Source organism: Vibrio sp. QJM3NY_39, assembly GCF_057785895.1.
In genome coordinates this window covers 483,738-502,518 of record NZ_CM173506.1, presented here as the reverse complement: position 1 = coordinate 502,518, position 18,781 = coordinate 483,738, and the positions used below count along the sequence as shown (strand labels likewise).

Here is an 18,781-nt window from a genome sequence, read left to right as displayed (position 1 = left end):
GGTGGAGCTAAGAAAGCAAATAGTGAACAGTGTTGTTTTGTATTACTAACGCTTGTTACACTATGGCCTCGCGGCTGCACATGTTTATATTCAGTTTAATCTAGAGAAAATGATGACTATAGAAAATGTGCTTCCTGAAGGTTATGCAGAAATGCTTAAGGTTTGGGAAAATTCAGTCCGAGCAACCCATGACTTTATTACAGAAGAAGATATTGAGTTTTTTAAACCTATCATCATGGAACATGCGTTCCCTGCGGTTTCTTTGAAATGCGTTAAAAATGAAAGTGGCTCGATTGTTGGCTTCGTGGGTGTCCATGATGCAAAGGTTGAGATGCTTTTCGTTTTGAATGAAGTTCGAGGGCAAGGAGTAGGTACGGTGCTATTGCAATATGCGATTGAGCAGTTAGCGGCCACCAAAGTTGACGTAAATGAGCAAAACCCACAAGCGGTAGGTTTCTATCAGCACATGGGGTTCAAAGTTGAATCACGCTCTCCACTTGATGACATGGGAAAACCATTTCCAATTCTGCATATGATGCTGTAAGCCTCGGTTGTCGTATCACTCGGTTGTAATCAACCACAGTCGCTAGAAGAAAAGCCCAAAGCTAATAACTTTGGGCTTTTCCGTATTTGGTCGCATGCATTTTATAATGAAGTTTAGAAAAGAGAATGCTTGGCGAATACTGAGCTGATTAGTGCATACCTGAGCGCATTTTATCGGCAAGCGCAAAGAAGACAAACAGCACAAAACATACTAGAGCAACACCTAGTGATACTAAGATCGTTGTTGCGTCTTTTGAAACCAGTGGAACGACGATAGAAGCTAACGCTACCAAGATAATAAAGATATGAACGATCCGACCGGGGATTGGATTTTTATGACAGAATGAAGCCCATAGGTAACGCATTTTTAACACCAGTATAATATTAGTGGGTTTATTCTATTTCCCTAGTGAGTGTTTTGTAAATATATTTTTCACTACAGGTGACTGTAAACATGATCTAGGCCTTTGTGTTATAAAACTGATTAAATAACATAAAGTTATCGCTTGTTGATGGAATGGTTACCATCTATATGATAATTCATAATATTCCGTATTCTTTATGATGATAAGTCAAAAATTGCTCGATTTTTGGTTTCTTGACTGAAGGTCTCATTTATTGAGTGTTCTATTAAGAGATCGTTTGCTTATCATTATTTGTCTCGTCAATGTCTACATAATTAGAATCAGTTTTTAGTCTGTGATGGGTTTTATGTTATTTATCAAAGAGATTTTTTGATTTGAGATCGCGGCAATCTCGTTCGCAATTCTGTTTGATATACTCAATGTACATTCGATAAATGTGATGGAGATGATATGTCGAAAACCGCGAAGATCATTAATGAAGATAAGTTGGTAAAAAAAGCAGTTGAGGTCGGTTTTAAGATGGCAAAACTACAAGGTTTTGATTTGCCACATTCATCTCAACCAATAAAGGTTAAAGCGGTGTATTTGTTCCTTGTTGAAGTAAATCAGATCACGCCGTTACCAGAAAGTAAGCTTGATGGGGCAAACATTAAAAAGCGTCTGGCGCTATGGATACATAAAGCATTGCCTGACAATGACCCCCTGAAGTAAACCTTTTCCAAGTGAATATTTCTGATCTCGTTTCATCTGAGTGCATTATTCACAGACATGTTAGATAAGAAACCTAGCGAGCTCTCGTTAGGTTTTTGTTTTTGGATACGTCATTTTTAGTTTTAGTGTATTCAATAAAGCAGAAATAGCCCTTGATACCCCCCAAGCTTAACTTCTTTCACATACTCACCAACATTGCCGTTCACATCGACGGGCCTCATTGGCTTGTTTAATGGAATACTGAGTTTCGGTGCCGAATAGAAGTCATGATTTTTACCATAGAAATCGGTTCGATAAAGTACGCGCCCATGCTCAAACTCTCTTGCGAGCACCATCTCTTGAGGGCCTCCCTCTACGATGTTTGTTTCCGAACGATAAAGAAAATAGGTATAGGTTGGTAACAGCTGAACCTTACCGTTTGGCAGATCAGCATGCACAACTTGATGCTTGGTTGAATCGCCGACAATGGTGTAGTCACTGGGTGTTGAGTGTGTGGTCGAAAGCATTAACGGAATGGGCTCTAATTTATTCGGAATCCGGTTGGCTGGAAAGCCTAGGTCGACCTTGAGCAGCTGTGTCGGTCGGTAAGCCATGTTTTTTGGCACACCACTCTTCCAAAAATTCTCTTCGGTAGTATTGTCGCTGCCATACACATAACTGCTATTCCACCGGTTAAAATAACTATGTTGTGGCTGGTAGCTGAGGTAATAAATAGCGAGGGTTGAATACTGATCTTGTTGCCAGTTATCTTGGCTGTTGCCTAGGTATTGAACGCGCCCATAGCGAGTAGTGGCTTGGAATATAACGTTTGAATCAGTGTTAGCTAACGCTGAGTTATCCCAAAACTTAGACAATCCGGCATAACCACTAAAGCCTGTAGAGGGGAATAAGTAGTGCTCCCTAAAGTACAGGTTTCCTGAGTCAATTAAGTGTGATTGCCCGTTTCGGCCATAAAGGTTGGCCGTTCCAATATTAAGGCCAATTGAAAGGGTGTCGTCGTTAGCTGATAACTGTTTGAGAAAGGCTGCGAAGTGCGTCTTGTATTGCTTATCCGCTTCATTAGACCCTACGACAAGACCAAGCTCTTGAATGGTTCCTCCTGAATGAACCTCAAATTGATTGCTGCCAAGGAGTTTGTTGGTATCGTCGTTGTAGGCGCCATTGAGCTCTTGTTGCCCCCAATGTTTGGAGTAGTAGTTTTGCATCAACATCAGTAGCTCTGGGTTAGCAAGGTTGGTCAATGACCATGATGAGTTTTGGTTCCACATTCGGCCGAAAGGAATGACGCGAGACTCCCAACGAAATCGAGCCGTAGCCAATTTGTTATTCCTATTTTCATATTCAGAAGGTGATAAATAGTTGTCTTGGTCGAGATCGGCTGATTGGTCAAAACCACGGATCTTGCGCCAATACTTGGTTTCGTTTGGTGGTTGTGAATCTGTCTTTGAAGTTTGCAGATCTTTGAGTTTGATTTTCGGGAAATGGTCCTTCAATTGAACTTGATTTAAGCGAGGGCGAATATCATTTTGGTTCCCTTGCCAGCGTACCCTAACAACGTATAAACGCCCGCCATCGCGAATAAACGTAGAACCAAAATACTGACCCCCACCATAACTCTGGCCACTTCCATCATGAGTATTTGCTCTTACCCAGTTAGATGGGACTCGCCAGTTTACGGCTTGGTTTCGGGTCATGTTGCTTGTGTTATCTTCCATTATAACGACGCTAGACCATGCCGTGACTTTGCCCTCAACGTTCATCGATGATGGATACTCAATCTGAAACTCTCCGCCCTGTGCAAAGTGTGAAAATTCAAATGCTAAGTGATTGAATTTCTCAGAGTGATAAACGTAGAGAGCGCCACCTTTGTCGAAATGTTCAAACACATCAGCATCCCAAGGTGGTGGTTGATAAAGAGAAAAGCCCGCGTGCTTTTCATCAGCGGTATAGCCGATAATTATAGGTTTGCGATTTAAAGTGGTATTGGCACCGTGACTCGTATCACGCTCTGCCAGAATCGTGTCTTCTGAAAAGTGTAGGAAAAAATCTTCGTAATCAATGCCATTTCGCTCTGCGGCATTTCTAATTTCGTTTTCTAATTCTCCTGAATTCAGATCCAATTTTTGGTTGTACATATAACCAATCGCGCTGACGCTTTCGTTATCATTTTTATCGGCGTAAGCCCCAAACACCAAGTCACTATTGTTGACCTCCCAATCGATCACCTCTCTGGCTGATAAGGAGGAGCCATGTAAGTTGAACCCATTCTCATGTTGGCTTGGTAGCACAATGGTATAGCTTGCCAAGCTGGTGTTTGAAGACACAAGGCATGTAAAGGGAAGGGCCAATAGTAGTCGAGTACGGTGTTTTTTCATCAAGCTTCCTAGTCACAATGGGAGCGATTTTATATCAGCCAAATTAAGCATCTCACGCTATGTCAGTGTAGCAAAGCACGGTATTGGGGTTAGGTTTACCTCTGGAGGTTAGCTCGAATAGATATCAGAACGTAGCTTCTAACTTGACAGTTTGGAGGTTACTAACAACTATTAAGTTGATGATTTTTAATCCGTAATCCATTGGTTCACCTAAGTTGAATGACTAAGGACGTAGGTGCGGGTGTTTTGTGATGTTCAATATGACTGAACTCGATAAGTAAGGAGGGGATGCCCCTTATGATGTCTTTACTGTTTTTGTTATTACTTGTGGCGATGGTGTGCGGGTTTTTCGGCAAGAAGACCGCCGCGTATGGCTTTTTCGCTGGCTCAGTGATCCTTGGTTTGTATTGGTTTAATCACCATGCGACTGACCCTCTGTCGATCTTATTGTAAGGAGCTAACATGAATCGAAATCAGTTAACTCTTCTGAATACGCTTGGCTTACTGGGTATGACAGCCGTTTTGTTGATCGGCTTTATTCTTCAGTTTGTTCTCAATGAACTTCCTTGCCCACTGTGTTTACTGCAACGGATTGGCTTTGTGATGGTCGCGTTTGGCTTCATGCTGAATGTGGTTTATGGGCCTCAATCTCGTCACTATGGCGTCATTCTGATTGGTGCTTTGTATGGTGTGGCCACATCGCTAAGACAAGTCTCTTTGCACGTAATTCCCGGAACACCGGGCTACGGCAGCCCTATTTTGGGAATGCACTATTACACATGGGCATTTGTACTGTTTGTGGCGACGATTCTTGCTGTGTCGGTTATTTTGATGCTGACCAATAAGGCCGAGTCTCACGAACCTTACAAAATGAGTAACTTTGGACGGATTGTGTGTATTCTGGCAATCGCGGTGGTGGCCTTGAATGCTATTGCTACGTTTGTGGAGTGTGGGCCATATCAGTGTCCGGATAATCCGGTGAGCTATTGGTTGCTCAATCAAGGTGCGAGTTAGAAAAATGGTGCTTTGAGAGAGCGATTAAAGAACAACTGGTAAAAGAAAAGCCACAGCGTTCGCTGTGGCTTTGTCGTTAGTGTTGTGGAGTTTATGACCGTCAGCAATTAGTTAGAGTGGTGCAATCCATTCCAAACGATGTCGCGGTAACGTGTTTGGTTGGTGTCGCCTTCGGTGCTGAAGAGCATGATGGTTGCGTCTTCATTTAAGCCTAGAGTGTCACGCGTTGCTTGGTCTGCGCCCTCTCGGCAAAGTTGGTAAAGAAGACCTAGTGTAATCGCACCTGACTCACCGCTGATGATTTGGCTGTCATCTTGTAGTGGGTTACCTAGAATACGCATCCCGTTTGCTGAAATACTGTCGTCAACCGAGATAAAAAAGCTACTGCAATCACGCAATACTGGCCATGTCACTGGGTTTGGTTCACCACATGCAAGGCCCGCCATGATTGAGTTCAACTCACCGGTTACGTTGACCATTTCGCCTTTCTCGCCTGAGCGGAAAATACAATCTGCGGCTGCTGGCTCTGCAATGATGGTTTCAAATGTATCTGCGCCTAGCTTGTCTGCAAGGTAGCCTAATATGCCGCCTGCCATTGCACCTACGCCAGCTTGTAAGAATACGTGAGTTGGAGCGCTAAATTCTTGCTCTTGAACTTGCTCGACGGCTTCGTCTGCCATGGTCATGTAACCCTGAGAGATCCATGTTGGGATCTCTTCATAACCATCCCATGCAGTGTCTTGAACAAGCATCCAGCTATTGTCTTGCGCCGTTTGGTTCGCCATACGTACCGTGTCGTCATAGTTAACTTCCGTCACGATGCATTCTGCACCTAGACCTTGAATGCGGTTAACGCTTGCTTGAGATGAACCTTTTGGCATGTAAACCACGGCTTTTTGGCCCATTTCACGAGCTGCCCACGCGACACCAGTGCCATGGTTACCTGCGGTTGCTGTCGTAAATACAAGTGGCTTATCCAGTTTTGAAGCAACGGTTTTAAGATTGATCTCAGAGATATCAATGCCAAGGTGTTTTGCCAATTGGCGACCCAGAGCGTAAGAACCGCCGAGTACCTTGAATGCATTCAAACCGAAGCGTTTTGATTCGTCTTTTACTAGGATCGCTTTAACACCAAGCTGTTTAGCAAGATGTGGAAGAGAGACAAGTGGCGTTGGTTGGTAACCTTCGATCTGACGGTGAAACTCACGCGCTTGTTGCGCTTGAGATGCAGTGAATAGTTCGCAAACTTGTCCAGTGTAGAATGAATTTTTTGATAGTTTTAACATAGGGCACACTTAGATACAGGCAGAGGAATTAAAGGCCATCGAGCGATGTTCAATGACCTTACTTTGTCGTTAATAACATTACATAGTTATTTTTTGCTATACGCAGTCACTAAAAGTAATACGTGATTACTTGATGTAAGCGATCGCTTCTACTTCAACTAATGCGTCTTTTGGTAGACGAGCCGCTTCAACACAAGAGCGTGCAGGTGCGTTCTCTGTACCAAATACTTCCGTGTACACCTCGTTAAATGCAACGAAGTTTTCCATATCAGATAAGAAACATGTGGTTTTAATAACGGTATCTAGTGAACCACCACTTTGTTCCAAAACTGCTTTTAGATTTTCTAGTGACATACGAGCTTGCTCTTTGATGCCACCTTCAACAAACGCCATTGTTTTTGCATCAAGCGGTAATTGACCTGAAGTGAAGATTAGGTCTTTGAATGCCATACCTTGAGAGTAAGGGCCGATTGCTGCTGGTGCTAGATCTGTATGGATTTTTGTTTTCATTTCGTTTCTCTTTATAGGATTTCTATGCTCTAAACTCGCGGATGTATTTGTAAATAGCGTGGCGAGTAATACCAAGACGCTCAGATACGAATGCTGTCGCCTCTTTTAATTCGAAAATACCGTTCTCAAGCAATAGCTTGGTAATGGCTTTGTTTCGACCTTTTAAGTTGACTGACTCATCGTTGTCGACTTCAAAAATAGCGTGCTCAAGCGCTTGCTCAATCACTTCTGTTGTTGAAGCTCCAAAGTTCTCATGCACACCCACAGGGGCATGAGCCATGTCTGGCATTAAAGTTTTTATGATCTCAGGAAACGGGTGAGACAAGTTCATATTGATACAGAACAGCCCAATTGGTTTGCCATTTTCTCCAGCTAGTACACAGGTCGTAGACTTAAGTAACGATCCATCTTTGCTGGTGGTGAAGTAACTTTTTGGCGTGACCTCACCAGTGCTCTCAAACACACTCAGCATCTTCAGCCCCAGATCGGTGATAGGTGACCCTACTTCTCGACCCGTGTGGTGTCCGTTCACTATCTTCACTACCGACTTTTCAAAGCTCTCGAATGAATGAATCACAACCTCACAGTGCGGACCAATAAAGTCGGCAATGGTTTCGGCTAAGCGAAAGTTCAGTGCGAGATGCTCTCTGTCATTGTCGGTGAATTCTACGTTAAACGATTTATATGCTGATGCGTTCATTTTAGACCACTGTTGTTAACTTTAATTGCCTTTCATTATCTTTGGTTACTCGATGTATTTCAAGTTGCCAATTAACTTTATGTAACTATAAGACTATACATCCGCTTCCTACACAAGTCTAAAGTTACAAATAGGTACCTAAAATTGATCGTAATCAACAATATTTCCAGTTTTAGATGTTTTCTGGTCACTATAGTTAACCCTAAGATATTGGTCACATTATTTAACTTAAATGTCAGTAAGATGCTCACCGTAACGTAAACAAAATTGAACTATAGGGTTGGTTACTGGTTGTGAAGAGCAGCAGAAGTGCCTACCTAAATACAATAATTAGAGGTTCCAATGACTAACTACCTAAACCGCGGCTTTGAACAAGCTGAGTTTGAACACAGAACATCACGCGCTCAAAAAGTCATGCATGAGATGAATCTGGATGCGATGATTTTCACAACCGAGCCAAACGTTCGCTACTTCACTGGCTTCCACACTCAGTTTTGGCATAGCCCAACTCGTCCATGGTTTGTCATCGTTCCTGCAGAAGGAAAGCCGATTGCGATTGTTCCTGAAATCGGAGCAAGTGGTATGGCGGGAACATGGGTCGACAACATTATTACTTGGCCTTCTCCTCGTCCTGAAGATGATGGCATTAGCTTAGTTGCTAGCGCATTGAACTCTCTGCCTTGTCGTCATGGCCGAGTAGGCGCAACGCTGGGCATTGAATCTCACCTACGTATGCCGGTGAACAACTACTTGAAATTAACCACCATGGTTAAGAAAGACTTTGTTGATGTGTCTTTAGCAATGCATGAACTTCGTCAGATCAAATCACAAGCTGAAATTGAGAAAACACGTGAAATCTGCCGCATTACTAATGTTGGGTTTAGCAAGATTCCGGGTTACGCAAAAGCCGGCATGACCGAGCGTGAAATCTGTAAACAGTTCCGTATCGATATGTTGTTAGAAGGTGCGGACGAATGTCCTTACATCATCGCAGGCTCAGGGCCAGATGGTTATGACAGCATCATCATGGGCCCAACTGATCGCATCATTGAGCCGGGAGATGTGTTGATCATCGATACGGGTGCTGTACGTGATGGTTATTTCTCTGATTTCGACCGTAACTGGGCATTTGGTCATGCGAGTGAGCAAACCAAAGCGGCATACCGCGCTACTTACGAAGCGACCACGAAAGGCTTCGAGGCAGCGAAACCGGGCGCAACCACGACTGACATCTACAACGCGATGTGGGGAGTACTAGAAGCCAATGGTGCATTGGGCAACGATGTTGGTCGTCTAGGTCATGGTTTAGGTATGGAGCTGACAGAGCGCCCGTCTAACACGGCTACCGACAACACAGTACTTAAGCCGGGTATGGTGATGACACTAGAACCGGGCATGGTTTACGCACCGGGTAAGTCAATGGTTCACGAAGAGAATATCGTGATTACTGAAGACGGCGCTGAATGGTTAAGCAAACGCGCAGAGCCAGAACTGATCATTATTTAGCTAAAAACTTAACACCCTACAAAAGCTGGCTCTGGACTCCAGAGTCAGCACATAAAAATTATAAAAATACGAGTTTCTCATGCAAACAATAGAACAGTTTCGTCAATTTGAAATCCCATTACAGCACGTTCAGGCCCCAAGAATTGGTCGAGTTCATATCGGTTTAGTGCAACTAAGTACTGACCACTCTTTAGAGATGGACTGGGCAAAGTTACTGGGTACACAAGCGGGTGTGTTTAGCTCCCGCGTTTATTACAGCAGCGAGATGACACCAGAAGCGCTCGACCAAATTGCGGTTGGGATCAGTGAAGCATCAGATTTGATTGCTACTGGCTTACCCATGGATGTTATGGCGTTTGGTTGCACTTCAGCTTCTATCATCATTGGTGAAGAAAAAGTAGCAAACCTTCTTACACAAAATCGCGGTGATATTCCCGCAACCAATCCATGGACAGCTGCTCAAGCTGCATTTAAGCACTTGGGTGCAAAGAAAGTTGCCGTGTTTTCCCCTTATCCAACAGAAGTGAATTTCCCTCTTTATCAACAACTGACTGCCGCTGGCTTTGAAGTTCCTGTTTTAGGTTCACTTGGCATTGAGAAAGACACTGACATTACCACGGTTTCAAAGGAATCAATGATGGAAGCATTAAGCGAAATGCTGCCTGATTCTAGTGCCGATGTTGTATTTATGTCTTGCACCAACCTTCGTGTTCTTGACCACATTCAAGAGATTGAAGATCGATTTGGTATTCCTGTCGTGTGTAGCAACTCTGCGATGTTCTGGCATTGCCTGCACCTAGTCGGCAAGACAGCTCAGTGTCCAGGTTACGGACAATTGCTAAATCAATAGCAACCAATGAAAGGAATTTAAAGATGAGTAATACAGTAAAAGGTTGGATCGCGGCCATTTTCATTGGCCTACTATGGGGTATTCCCTGGATCGTTGGAACACCAATTCTAGAAGTAATGGATGCACAGGTCTTGGTATGGGTTCGCTATACCGTAGCCTTCATTACCTTATTTGTGATTATCCAAGTCAGCAATGCGATGGGTAAACCACAGAAAAAAGTCGACTTTAAGCTTAACTGGGAAAATCGACACGACATTTTCTGGGCAGCATGTTGCGGCATTATCGGTCAAGGCGCTTTCAGTTTTCTATCGTTCCTGTCTCTTGACTACATCACGGCTTCAGAAAACGGCGTAATCCAAGGGCTTATTCCAATCATTATCTTATGTGTTGGTTTCCTTCGTCATGGTGAACGTTTTACTCCCATGCAAATTTTGGCGGCGGTTGGTGCGTTCGCTGGTGTCGCTATCTTGGTAATGGATCCATCTGTTGAAGGCAGTGGTTTCAACATTGGTCACTTGATCTGTCTTGGTAGCGCGGCGAGCTTCTCTACGATGGCTTACGCTCGTGCAAAACTTGCTGAGAAATATGGCTCAGTGGCGACGATGTACCACCAGTTCATTTTTGCGGCAATCGGTTTTGGTCTTTATCTACTGGTTGTGGGGGCGGACTTCTCTTCAGCACTCGGTATTTTCAGTTCTCCACTTCGTATGGCTTGTATTGCAATTTTGGGTGTGGGTATTTCAGGAATCAGCTACCTAATCTACATCTATGCCATGGAACGAGTCGGCGTAGACGGAACGGGTATGGCACTTAACTTGATGCCTCTGTCTTCTTTCGTCCTAGCTGTGTTTGCTCTCGGTGAAGCGGTAACGCCAATGCGACTATTAGCGATTGCGGTCGTTATTGGCTCAATGATGCTGTTCATGAAGTTTGGTAAGGCGAAGAAAAAAGCGCCTCAGATGAAAACGGCGACAAACGCTAACTAACCGTCAACCACGATACAAATTACAAGTAATAAGGCGGTGTGCCGCACCGCCATTATCGAAAAATTATGGAAGATAGAAAGATGAACACAACAAACAGAGACACATTTTTAGGATGGACTGCAGCCATTGCTGTTGCCTGTATCTGGGGCGTAACAGGGGTGGTCTCTAAGCCGCTTTCTATGGCTGTTGATCCGATGACATTGGTATTTTTCCGCTACGTTACCGCGGTAATTGGCCTATCAATCATTTTCTTTTTTACATCACGTAGCAAAAACTTAAGTGCAGACTTAGGTTCTTCATTAAAGATCGATACCAAAGATATTGGACGTATTGCGCTTTGTGGCATCGTGGGACAAGGGGTTTTCTCACTTTTTAATTTCCTTTCTCTTTCTCATATTGGTGCGACTGAAAACGGTGTTATCCAAGGTATGCAGCCGTTCGCGACGGTTTTCTTTGGCATGATGTTTATGAACTTCCGTATGAACAAGATTCAGTGGGGCGCTTTCATCGCATCTGCAGTTTGTATTTACGCAATGAGTGTCGGGCCAACAAACACCATTGAAGGCGGTACTCCGCTGCTGGGTTATGTTTACGTGACATGTTCGATGCTGGCTTTAGCGTGGACGGCACATTTACGTGCTAGCTTAGCGGACAAGTACGGCTCAGTGGTTTCCATGCTTTACCAATACATTTCGGTTGCTGTGATGGGCATTATCGTTGTGTTGACCATGGGCTTGGACTTGTCTCAGATTTACATTATTTTCTCTAGCCCGCTGTTGATTGCACTGCTTATTTTCTTAGGTACAGGCATTTCTGGTGGTAGCTACTTGATTCAATTGTATTCTTTCAAGCGTATCGGTGTAGAAAAGGCAACGATGGCATTAAATCTCATGCCTTTGGTTGGCTACTTAGTGGCAGTTGTGACACTTGGTGAGCAGATGGCCATGGGGAAAACCATTGTCGTTTCATTGATTGTCGTAGCACTTTACGTGTTCACTAAGTTTGAAACGAAGCAAGAAGAACAGACAGCAGAAAACTTAGCTTGCGATAAGAAAGCAACGCCAGAAGTGAGCTAAGTGATGAAATCAGTGACTAAAGGTTGGATTGCAGCAATTAGCGTTGGTTTGCTATGGGGCTCTGAGGCTGCTTTAGCTACCTTGCCACTGCAAACCATTGATGCGCGATTGTTAGTGTGGCTGCGCTACATGATGGCATTCTCGGTTTTATCTTTAGTCCTGATTTTTGGCGCAATACGTCAAGCCAATACTCAAACTAAACCGAAACTGTCGTTCAGTTGGGCTAATCGAAGCGATTTATTTAAGTTATTAGTGTGTGGTGTAGTAGGCCAAGGTTTATTTAGCTTCTTGTCATTTCTATCACTCGATTATATTTCGCTATCGGAAAACGGAGTCATTCAAGGTCTTGTACCGATTGCAATCTTGGCTATTGGGCAAGTTTTCTATGGTGCACGCTTTACGCGTATGCAAATTGCCTCAAGTGGGATTGCTTTGATTGGAGTGAGCATATTGGTTCTTGCTCCGCCGTTTACTTCGGAAGATAGCGGAGTGAACATTGGCCATCTGATTTGCTTATTGAGTGTGTTGAGCTTTGCATCTGTCACCCACTTACGGGCTCATCTGGCAGAAAAATACGGTGCAACTCGCACCATGCATTATCAGTTTGGTTTCGCAGCTGTTGGTTTTTTCATTTATTTATTGGTGTCAGGTATAGATGTACCCAGCCTGCTACTGGTGATGCGCCCTTCTTGGTCACTTCTATGCATTATGGTGCTAGGAGGTTTTGTATCAGGTCTGGGCTATATCGCATATATCTACGGCATAGAACGTGTGGGAGTTGAAGGCAGCAGCATGGCTTTAAACCTCATCCCTATGTCAGCATTTTTCATTGCTGTTTTGGTGTTCGGAGAGCCTATCACCCCCTTGAGGGCGATGGCGGTTGGCTTAATCATCGTTGCTATGATGCTATTTGCAACCTCCAACAAATCTCGCGAAATGACATCCAAAACAGTTTCAACAAATTAATTTTAAGTATTTATTGGAGTTTCCATGACTAACACTGCCACTGTCACAGAATGGCGTCGCCATCTACATCAGTACCCTGAATTTGGTACTGAAGAGTTCAAAACCTCTGAATTTGTTGCGAATAAACTCGAAGAGTTCGGCATTGAAGTTCACCGTGGTATTGGTGGAACCGGTGTTCTGGGGATTTTAAAAAATGGTACAAGCGGTCGCTCGATTGGGTTGCGTGCTGACATGGATGCCCTGCGTATTCATGAAGAGAATACGTTTTGTCATGTTTCTAAACATGATGGCGCGATGCATGCTTGTGGTCATGACGGGCATACAGCTATGTTGTTGGGTGCCGCGCAAGAGCTAGCAAACAGCAAGCAATTTGATGGCACCGTTTACTTCATTTTCCAACCCGATGAAGAGCGTGGTACAGGCGCCAAAGCGATGATCGAAGACGGCCTGTTTACTCGTTGGAATATGGATGCGATTTACGCAATGCATAACCTACCGGGTATTCCTGAAGGTAAGTTTGTGACTCGCCCCAATTCATTAATGGCGAGTGAAAGTAGCTTTGAAATTGTTATCAAGGCTACGGGTGGTCATGCCGCTATGCCACACATGGGAACCGACCCGATTGTAGTTGGAGCTCAGGTTGTGACCGCCTTACAAACTATTGTTTCACGTAATTTGAGTGCAATTGATGAGACGGCGGTTATCTCAGTGACTAATTTTGTTACCAACGGCACAGTTAATGTGATTCCTTCGCAAGTGACCATTTCAGGTGATACTCGTAGCTTCACGGATCAAGCGTTACACAAGATTGAGAAAGCGATCGAGCGTGTCGTTGCGGGTCAGTGCATGTCAGCAGGCGTTGATTATCAATATCATTTTAACAATAGCTTTCTATCAACAATCAACACGCCGGAAGAGACTGCTCACGCAATCAAAGCAGCACAAGCGGTTGTTGGTGAAGAGAATGTGAATGGAGTTTGTGAACGTTTCACCATCAGTGAGGATTTCTCGTTCATGTTACGCGAAGTAAAAGGGTGCTATGTGCTAGTTGGGAATGGTGTTGGTGAATGTGGAGGCACTGCGCTTCATAACCCACACTACGATTTCAACGACAATATTCTGGAACATGGCGTTGGGTTCTGGAAGACGCTTGTAGAGCAACAATTGTCACAATAGATAGATGAAAAAAGAGCGAGAGGCAAGCCTCTCGCTCTTTTTGTATGTAACGCATTTCCAAATCTGCGAACAGTTTAGACTAACCACTTAACTACTTAGCGATTCACCTGCTCAACAATCTCTCTTGTTAGACGGGCAATCTCGTCCCACTCTTTGTTTTCGACGAGCTTCTTATCCACCATCCAGGTGCCACCACATGCCAATACCTGAGGAACGGCTAGGTAGTTGCCAATGTTTGATGGCGTGATACCGCCTGTAGGCATGAGTCTTATGTCGCCATAAGGTCCGACTAACGATTTCACCATACTGATACCGCCAGAAGCTTCTGCTGGGAAGAACTTCAAGGTTGTTAAGCCCATCTCTAATGCCGCTTCAACGGTGCTTGGATTGTTCACTCCAGGAATGATATCGATGCCGATCTCTTGGCATGCTTTAACTGTGTTTGGATTGAATCCCGGTGATACCACAAAGGTTGCGCCTGCTTCTTTGGCTGCGAGTGCGTGCTCACGGTTCAAGATGGTGCCCGCGCCGATCAGCATGTTAGGCTGAGCTTCGCGAAGCAGTCGGATAGCTTCAACAGCGGCGTCTGAACGGAACGTAATCTCAGCGGCGGGAAGGCCATTCTCAGCCAATACTTTGCCTAGAGGAATAATATCCTCTGCGTTATCAATCGCGATAACAGGGATAACTTTAAGTGCTTTTAGCTGTTCGTTAATTGTAGGCATGGTTTACTTCTTAATAGGGTTTGAAAGAGTATCGGTGATGGCTTTTGGAATAATTGCACCGTGGTGCTGAATCACTAGTCTTGCGAGTGCATTACCTTGTTGGCAGGCTTCTGAAACAGAACCTCCAGCGAGATAGCAAGATAAGAAACCGCCGTTAAAAGAGTCGCCAGCAGAGGTGCTATCAACCACAGTCTCGACAGGTGTCGTTGTGATTTTTACTGGCTCATTTTCAGGGTTTTCGCTGATCAAGCAGCCTTCAGCACCAAGCTTCACAACAACGGTTTTGACGCCGAGTGAATGCAGCCTTCTTATGGTGTCTTGCGGCGTTGTATCGCCCCACAATAGTTGTTCGTCATCAAAGGTAACCAAGGCGAGATCTGTCGCTTGATAGGCAAGCTGATAAGCTTCTTTGGTTGCGTCTTGTGAGTCCCACAACTTTGGTCGGTAGTTACTATCAAAGGCGATGGCCACACCACGTTCACGTAGACCTTGGATGATAGTGAGTAACTTTAGCTGATCGCCATGAGGCAAGATCGCCAGAGATATCCCGCTCAAAAACACCATATCAACATCGCAAAGTTGGGCTGTTATCTTATCGAAATCTGGGTGCTGCACCATGTAACGAGCAGCAGAGTCATTACGCCAATACAAGAATGTGCGTTCGCCAACGTCGTCTAATTGAATCAGATACAGGCCTGGCGAGCGCTGTTCGTCGATAAGCACTAAATCGGTTGATAACCCTTCATCTTGCCAACGCTTAAGCATCTCTTGGCTAATGGAATCTGCTCCAAGAGCCGTGACATAACTGGTACGAATCATAGGTGTATCTGACGAACAGGAATAGCTGGTGGCACTTCGGTTCAAATAAACAGCGGCGTTGAGCGTATCCCCACCATAGGTCTGTTGCATGGTACCGAATTGAACGCCGTTCAGTTCTATCATGCACTCGCCGATAATCGCAATGTGGCTCATAGTGTGCCCTTACAGAAAGATTGGTATTGCTAGGTATAAATGATGGAACGTGGCTACAAGGAAAGTAGCCACGTTGATTCTTTTCCCAATAGCTTGAGAGGAGGTCTTACTTGTTGTCTAGTTTCACGAACAACAGCGTTAGAACATAAGACAGTGCGAACACACCAACCACGCCCATTAGTGCTTGAATGAAGTTTTGCGTACCGCCTGCAAGGTAAGCCGGTAAGCTGAATACAGAAGAAAGAATGTAGCTGGTTAAATGGGTATCGATTGTTACCGAGATAGCACCGAACACACCTGCAGCCAAACTCGCGGTCATCATCGCTTTGGTGTATTTCGTAAGTACACCAAATAGAGCCGGCTCCGTGATGCCTAAGATAGCGGTAACACTTGAGCCCATCGTGATTGAAGATTGCTCTTTAGAAACTGTTTTACGTTGCTTGTGCCAGATAGCCATTGTCGCGCCAGCAATTGCCATGTTACCTAAACACATGATCGGCATTAGTAAATCCTTACCATACAGAGCAAAGTTGTTCAGGCTAATCGGCGTCATGCTGTGGTGAATACCAAATACGATGGTAATCGGGCGAGTCAGACCAAACACAAAGCCCGTTAATGTCGGAGAGATCTCCAGTAGCGAGCTCATCACCCAACCTGCGCCATTACTTAGCCAAATTCCTGCAGGGCCAACAAATGATAGCGTGATGGTCGAAGTTACCGTAAAGGCAAGCAGTGGTGTAAATACAGGCTTCGCAGAAGAAGGAACTAGACGGTCAACTAACGGAGTCACTTTAGACAATAACCAGATTGCTAGAATCGCAGGAACAATTGCGCCGCCGTAGTTGAGCAGTTCAATCGGAACCACGCCAAGAACAGTCAGCTCCGGAGCTGCGCCAGCATCTTTTAGCATCGCCGCTTTATCTACTAGCTTGGGTGCTAACATTGCGGAGGAAACAGCAAGTGCAATGTATTCGTTTACTTTGAATACTTTAGCTGCAGAGAAAGAAACCAGCATAGGTAAGAAGAAGAACACAGCAACAGATATTGAGCGGAAGAAATAAACTGTGTCTGAGGTTTCAGAGATAACATTGGTCGCAATAAGACCAGACAACAGGCCCATCAACATACCAGCGCCAGCAATTGCAGGCACGACAGGGCCAAAGATGCCTGCGACAATGCGCATCACGCCCTGGAACAGCTTGCCTTTCTCTAGCTCATCAGCCGGATTAGCGTCAGCTTGTTGAGTGTTTGATAGCGCGTTGAACCACTTCTCGACCTCAACTCCAATGATAACTTGGGTTTGGCCTTGTTGAAGTACCACACCTTTCACATCAGCGATCTGCTTGATAGCCTCTTCGTCTACCAGAGACTCGTCTGCCAATTTGAATCTTAGTCTTGTCATACAGTGCGTGAGACTCACGATATTATCTTCACCACCAAGTGCAGTGACTAATAACTGTATATTTTCTATGAAATTTTTCTTTTTAGACGATGACTTAGAGTTATTCATAACAGCATCATTATTTTCAACAATTTGCATACTACACCTGTTACTGGGATATATTTAACTCCAGTAATCATATCGATAACTTATTTAAAGCCAATGGGATAAAAAGAGACTTCAATCACACTTAAAATTCGAATAAATTATTTTCGACCGTTTTGGGCCAATTGGTATGTTTTGTTTATCAAAAAAAAACACTAAACGTACCAATTATTTTTTCATGAAATTTAACGCTTGAAATGTGCTTTTTAACACGGTTAGATAATAAGAGTTGAAGTTAGTTTAGGTTATTTAATTGTGAAAGAAACTATTATATCCGATATCCATTGTATTATTACCAAGCCAGATAGGCATAATCTCATCACGGTTGTTGTTGAAACCAATGAAGGTGTGACAGGCTTTGGTTGCGCGACCTTCCAACAAAGACCTTTAGCCGTAAAAACCATGGTCGATGAGTATCTAAAACCTCTTCTAGTTGGTAAAAATGCCAATAATATTGAAGACTTATGGCAAATGATGATGGTCAATGCTTATTGGCGAAATGGCCCTGTTATCAATAATGCAATTTCCGGTGTTGATATGGCACTGTGGGATATTAAAGCCAAACTAGCGGGTATGCCGTTACATCAATTATTTGGTGGTAAGTCTCGTGATGCTATTCCTGTATACACACACGCGACTAGCGACACAATGGAAGGTATTTATGAGTTGGTGGAATCTTTCCTAAACAAAGGTTACAAGCATATTCGTTGTCAGCTTGGTTTCTATGGCGGTGTTCCAACCGATTTGCATACCACTCAAAACCCGACTGAAGGTTCGTATTACGACCAAGATCAGTACATGGACAATACACTAACGATGTTTAAGTCGCTTAGAGAGAAATACGGTAATAAATTCCATATTCTTCATGATGTTCATGAGCGCCTTTTCCCAAATCAAGCAATACAATTTGCTAAAGAAGTCGAGCAATATAAGCCTTACTTCATTGAAGATATTCTGCCGCCAAATCAAACGGAATGGTTGGATAATATTCGTAGCCAAAGCTCAGTTTCATTAGGCTTAGGGGAGTTATTTAACAACCCTGAAGAGTGGAAGTCTTTGATTGCCAACCGCCGTATTGATTTTATTCGTTGCCATGTTTCACAAATTGGCGGCATTACTCCAGCTCTGAAACTAGGTCATCTATGTCAGAACTTCGGTGTTCGTATTGCATGGCATTGCCCGCCGGATATGACGCCAATTGGCGCTGCGGTAAACACGCATTTGAATGTACATTTGCACAATGCGGCAATTCAAGAGCATGTTGAATACAACGAGAATACACATAAGGTATTCCCGAACGCTGCTGAGCCAATTAATGGCTACTTATACGCTTCTGAAATCGCAGGTATTGGTGTAGAGATGGATCGAGAGGTTGCTGCAGAGTTTCCTGTGATGTACCGCCCTCATGAGTGGACTCAAAGTCGACTACCAGATGGCTCAATTCATACGCCATAGTCTGTTATTTCAATCAAAA

General features: G+C 44.1%; 19 protein-coding genes. 11 read left to right on the top strand and 8 right to left on the bottom strand.

Features of this window, described 5'->3' with window-relative positions; genetic code table 11:
• The first annotated feature begins 112 nt into the window (after window positions 1–112).
• A complete protein-coding gene (locus tag AC3CHU_RS18205; protein ID WP_488526131.1) occupies window positions 113–544 on the top strand; it encodes a GNAT family N-acetyltransferase in 432 nt (143 codons plus the stop codon).
• Window positions 545–692: 148 nt separating this feature from the next.
• On the opposite strand, the gene AC3CHU_RS18200 is transcribed toward AC3CHU_RS18205, so the two are convergent.
• Window positions 693–908, bottom strand: coding sequence for a hypothetical protein (locus tag AC3CHU_RS18200; protein WP_065607368.1), 216 nt, complete (start codon window positions 906–908; stop codon window positions 693–695).
• 450 nt (window positions 909–1,358) lie between these two features.
• On the opposite strand from AC3CHU_RS18200, the gene AC3CHU_RS18195 reads away from it, so the two are divergent.
• The gene (locus AC3CHU_RS18195; RefSeq protein ID WP_010431978.1) at window positions 1,359–1,619 is read left to right on the top strand and encodes a DUF5062 family protein; all 261 of its coding nucleotides are present in this window, start codon (window positions 1,359–1,361) and stop codon (window positions 1,617–1,619) included.
• Between the two features lie 131 nt (window positions 1,620–1,750).
• Here the strand turns inward: AC3CHU_RS18195 and AC3CHU_RS18190 are convergent, their stop codons facing one another.
• On the bottom strand, window positions 1,751–3,994 hold the full coding sequence (locus tag AC3CHU_RS18190; RefSeq protein ID WP_488526130.1) for a hypothetical protein: 2,244 nt from the start codon (window positions 3,992–3,994) through the stop codon (window positions 1,751–1,753).
• Window positions 3,995–4,291: 297 nt separating this feature from the next.
• Here AC3CHU_RS18190 and AC3CHU_RS18185 point away from each other — a divergent pair, with 297 nt between their 5' ends.
• Complete coding sequence (locus tag AC3CHU_RS18185) at window positions 4,292–4,447, top strand: DUF5993 family protein (protein WP_017075701.1); 156 nt, start codon at window positions 4,292–4,294, stop codon at window positions 4,445–4,447.
• Window positions 4,448–4,456: 9 nt separating this feature from the next.
• Entirely contained in the window at window positions 4,457–5,008 is a 552-nt protein-coding gene (locus tag AC3CHU_RS18180; protein WP_488526129.1) for a disulfide bond formation protein B, read from the top strand.
• A 107-nt stretch (window positions 5,009–5,115) separates the two neighbouring features.
• Here the strand turns inward: AC3CHU_RS18180 and dpaL are convergent, their stop codons facing one another.
• From dpaL to AC3CHU_RS18165, 3 genes are all read right to left on the bottom strand, one after another.
• Window positions 5,116–6,294 carry a diaminopropionate ammonia-lyase gene (gene dpaL / locus AC3CHU_RS18175; RefSeq protein WP_488526128.1) on the bottom strand — a complete coding sequence of 393 codons (1,179 nt, stop codon included), beginning with the start codon at window positions 6,292–6,294 and terminating at the stop codon, window positions 5,116–5,118.
• 126 nt (window positions 6,295–6,420) lie between these two features.
• Window positions 6,421–6,804: a RidA family protein gene (locus AC3CHU_RS18170; RefSeq protein ID WP_004732389.1), complete on the bottom strand. Its 384-nt coding sequence runs from the start codon at window positions 6,802–6,804 to the stop codon at window positions 6,421–6,423.
• A 22-nt stretch (window positions 6,805–6,826) separates the two neighbouring features.
• Window positions 6,827–7,504, bottom strand: a complete 678-nt coding sequence (locus AC3CHU_RS18165; protein WP_017095787.1) for a helix-turn-helix transcriptional regulator — start codon at window positions 7,502–7,504, stop codon at window positions 6,827–6,829.
• Window positions 7,505–7,846: 342 nt separating this feature from the next.
• Here AC3CHU_RS18165 and AC3CHU_RS18160 point away from each other — a divergent pair, with 342 nt between their 5' ends.
• From AC3CHU_RS18160 to AC3CHU_RS18135, 6 genes are all read left to right on the top strand, one after another.
• On the top strand, window positions 7,847–9,010 hold the full coding sequence (locus AC3CHU_RS18160; RefSeq protein WP_102280002.1) for a M24 family metallopeptidase: 1,164 nt from the start codon (window positions 7,847–7,849) through the stop codon (window positions 9,008–9,010).
• 79 nt (window positions 9,011–9,089) lie between these two features.
• The gene (locus AC3CHU_RS18155) at window positions 9,090–9,860 is read left to right on the top strand and encodes a maleate cis-trans isomerase family protein (RefSeq protein ID WP_171315198.1); all 771 of its coding nucleotides are present in this window, start codon (window positions 9,090–9,092) and stop codon (window positions 9,858–9,860) included.
• 23 nt (window positions 9,861–9,883) lie between these two features.
• On the top strand, window positions 9,884–10,846 hold the full coding sequence (locus AC3CHU_RS18150; protein WP_114634485.1) for a DMT family transporter: 963 nt from the start codon (window positions 9,884–9,886) through the stop codon (window positions 10,844–10,846).
• Window positions 10,847–10,926: 80 nt separating this feature from the next.
• The gene (locus tag AC3CHU_RS18145; protein ID WP_114634486.1) at window positions 10,927–11,922 is read left to right on the top strand and encodes a DMT family transporter; all 996 of its coding nucleotides are present in this window, start codon (window positions 10,927–10,929) and stop codon (window positions 11,920–11,922) included.
• A 3-nt stretch (window positions 11,923–11,925) separates the two neighbouring features.
• Complete coding sequence (locus AC3CHU_RS18140) at window positions 11,926–12,888, top strand: DMT family transporter (RefSeq protein ID WP_171327679.1); 963 nt, start codon at window positions 11,926–11,928, stop codon at window positions 12,886–12,888.
• Between the two features lie 24 nt (window positions 12,889–12,912).
• Entirely contained in the window at window positions 12,913–14,064 is a 1,152-nt protein-coding gene (locus tag AC3CHU_RS18135) for a M20 aminoacylase family protein (protein WP_479281970.1), read from the top strand.
• 95 nt (window positions 14,065–14,159) lie between these two features.
• Here AC3CHU_RS18135 and AC3CHU_RS18130 read toward each other — a convergent pair whose 3' ends face one another.
• The 3 genes from AC3CHU_RS18130 to AC3CHU_RS18120 all read right to left on the bottom strand — a co-directional run bounded on the left by AC3CHU_RS18130 (window position 14,160) and on the right by AC3CHU_RS18120 (window position 17,301).
• A complete protein-coding gene (locus tag AC3CHU_RS18130; protein WP_488526127.1) occupies window positions 14,160–14,789 on the bottom strand; it encodes a bifunctional 4-hydroxy-2-oxoglutarate aldolase/2-dehydro-3-deoxy-phosphogluconate aldolase in 630 nt (209 codons plus the stop codon).
• Between the two features lie 3 nt (window positions 14,790–14,792).
• Window positions 14,793–15,761 (bottom strand): sugar kinase, encoded by a 969-nt coding sequence (locus AC3CHU_RS18125; protein ID WP_488526126.1) that lies wholly within the window; start codon window positions 15,759–15,761, stop codon window positions 14,793–14,795.
• Window positions 15,762–15,867: 106 nt separating this feature from the next.
• Window positions 15,868–17,301 carry a PTS transporter subunit EIIC gene (locus AC3CHU_RS18120; RefSeq protein ID WP_474357012.1) on the bottom strand — a complete coding sequence of 478 codons (1,434 nt, stop codon included), beginning with the start codon at window positions 17,299–17,301 and terminating at the stop codon, window positions 15,868–15,870.
• Window positions 17,302–17,562: 261 nt separating this feature from the next.
• Here AC3CHU_RS18120 and AC3CHU_RS18115 point away from each other — a divergent pair, with 261 nt between their 5' ends.
• The gene (locus tag AC3CHU_RS18115) at window positions 17,563–18,762 is read left to right on the top strand and encodes an enolase C-terminal domain-like protein (RefSeq protein WP_488526125.1); all 1,200 of its coding nucleotides are present in this window, start codon (window positions 17,563–17,565) and stop codon (window positions 18,760–18,762) included.
• The last annotated feature ends 19 nt before the right edge of the window (window positions 18,763–18,781 follow it).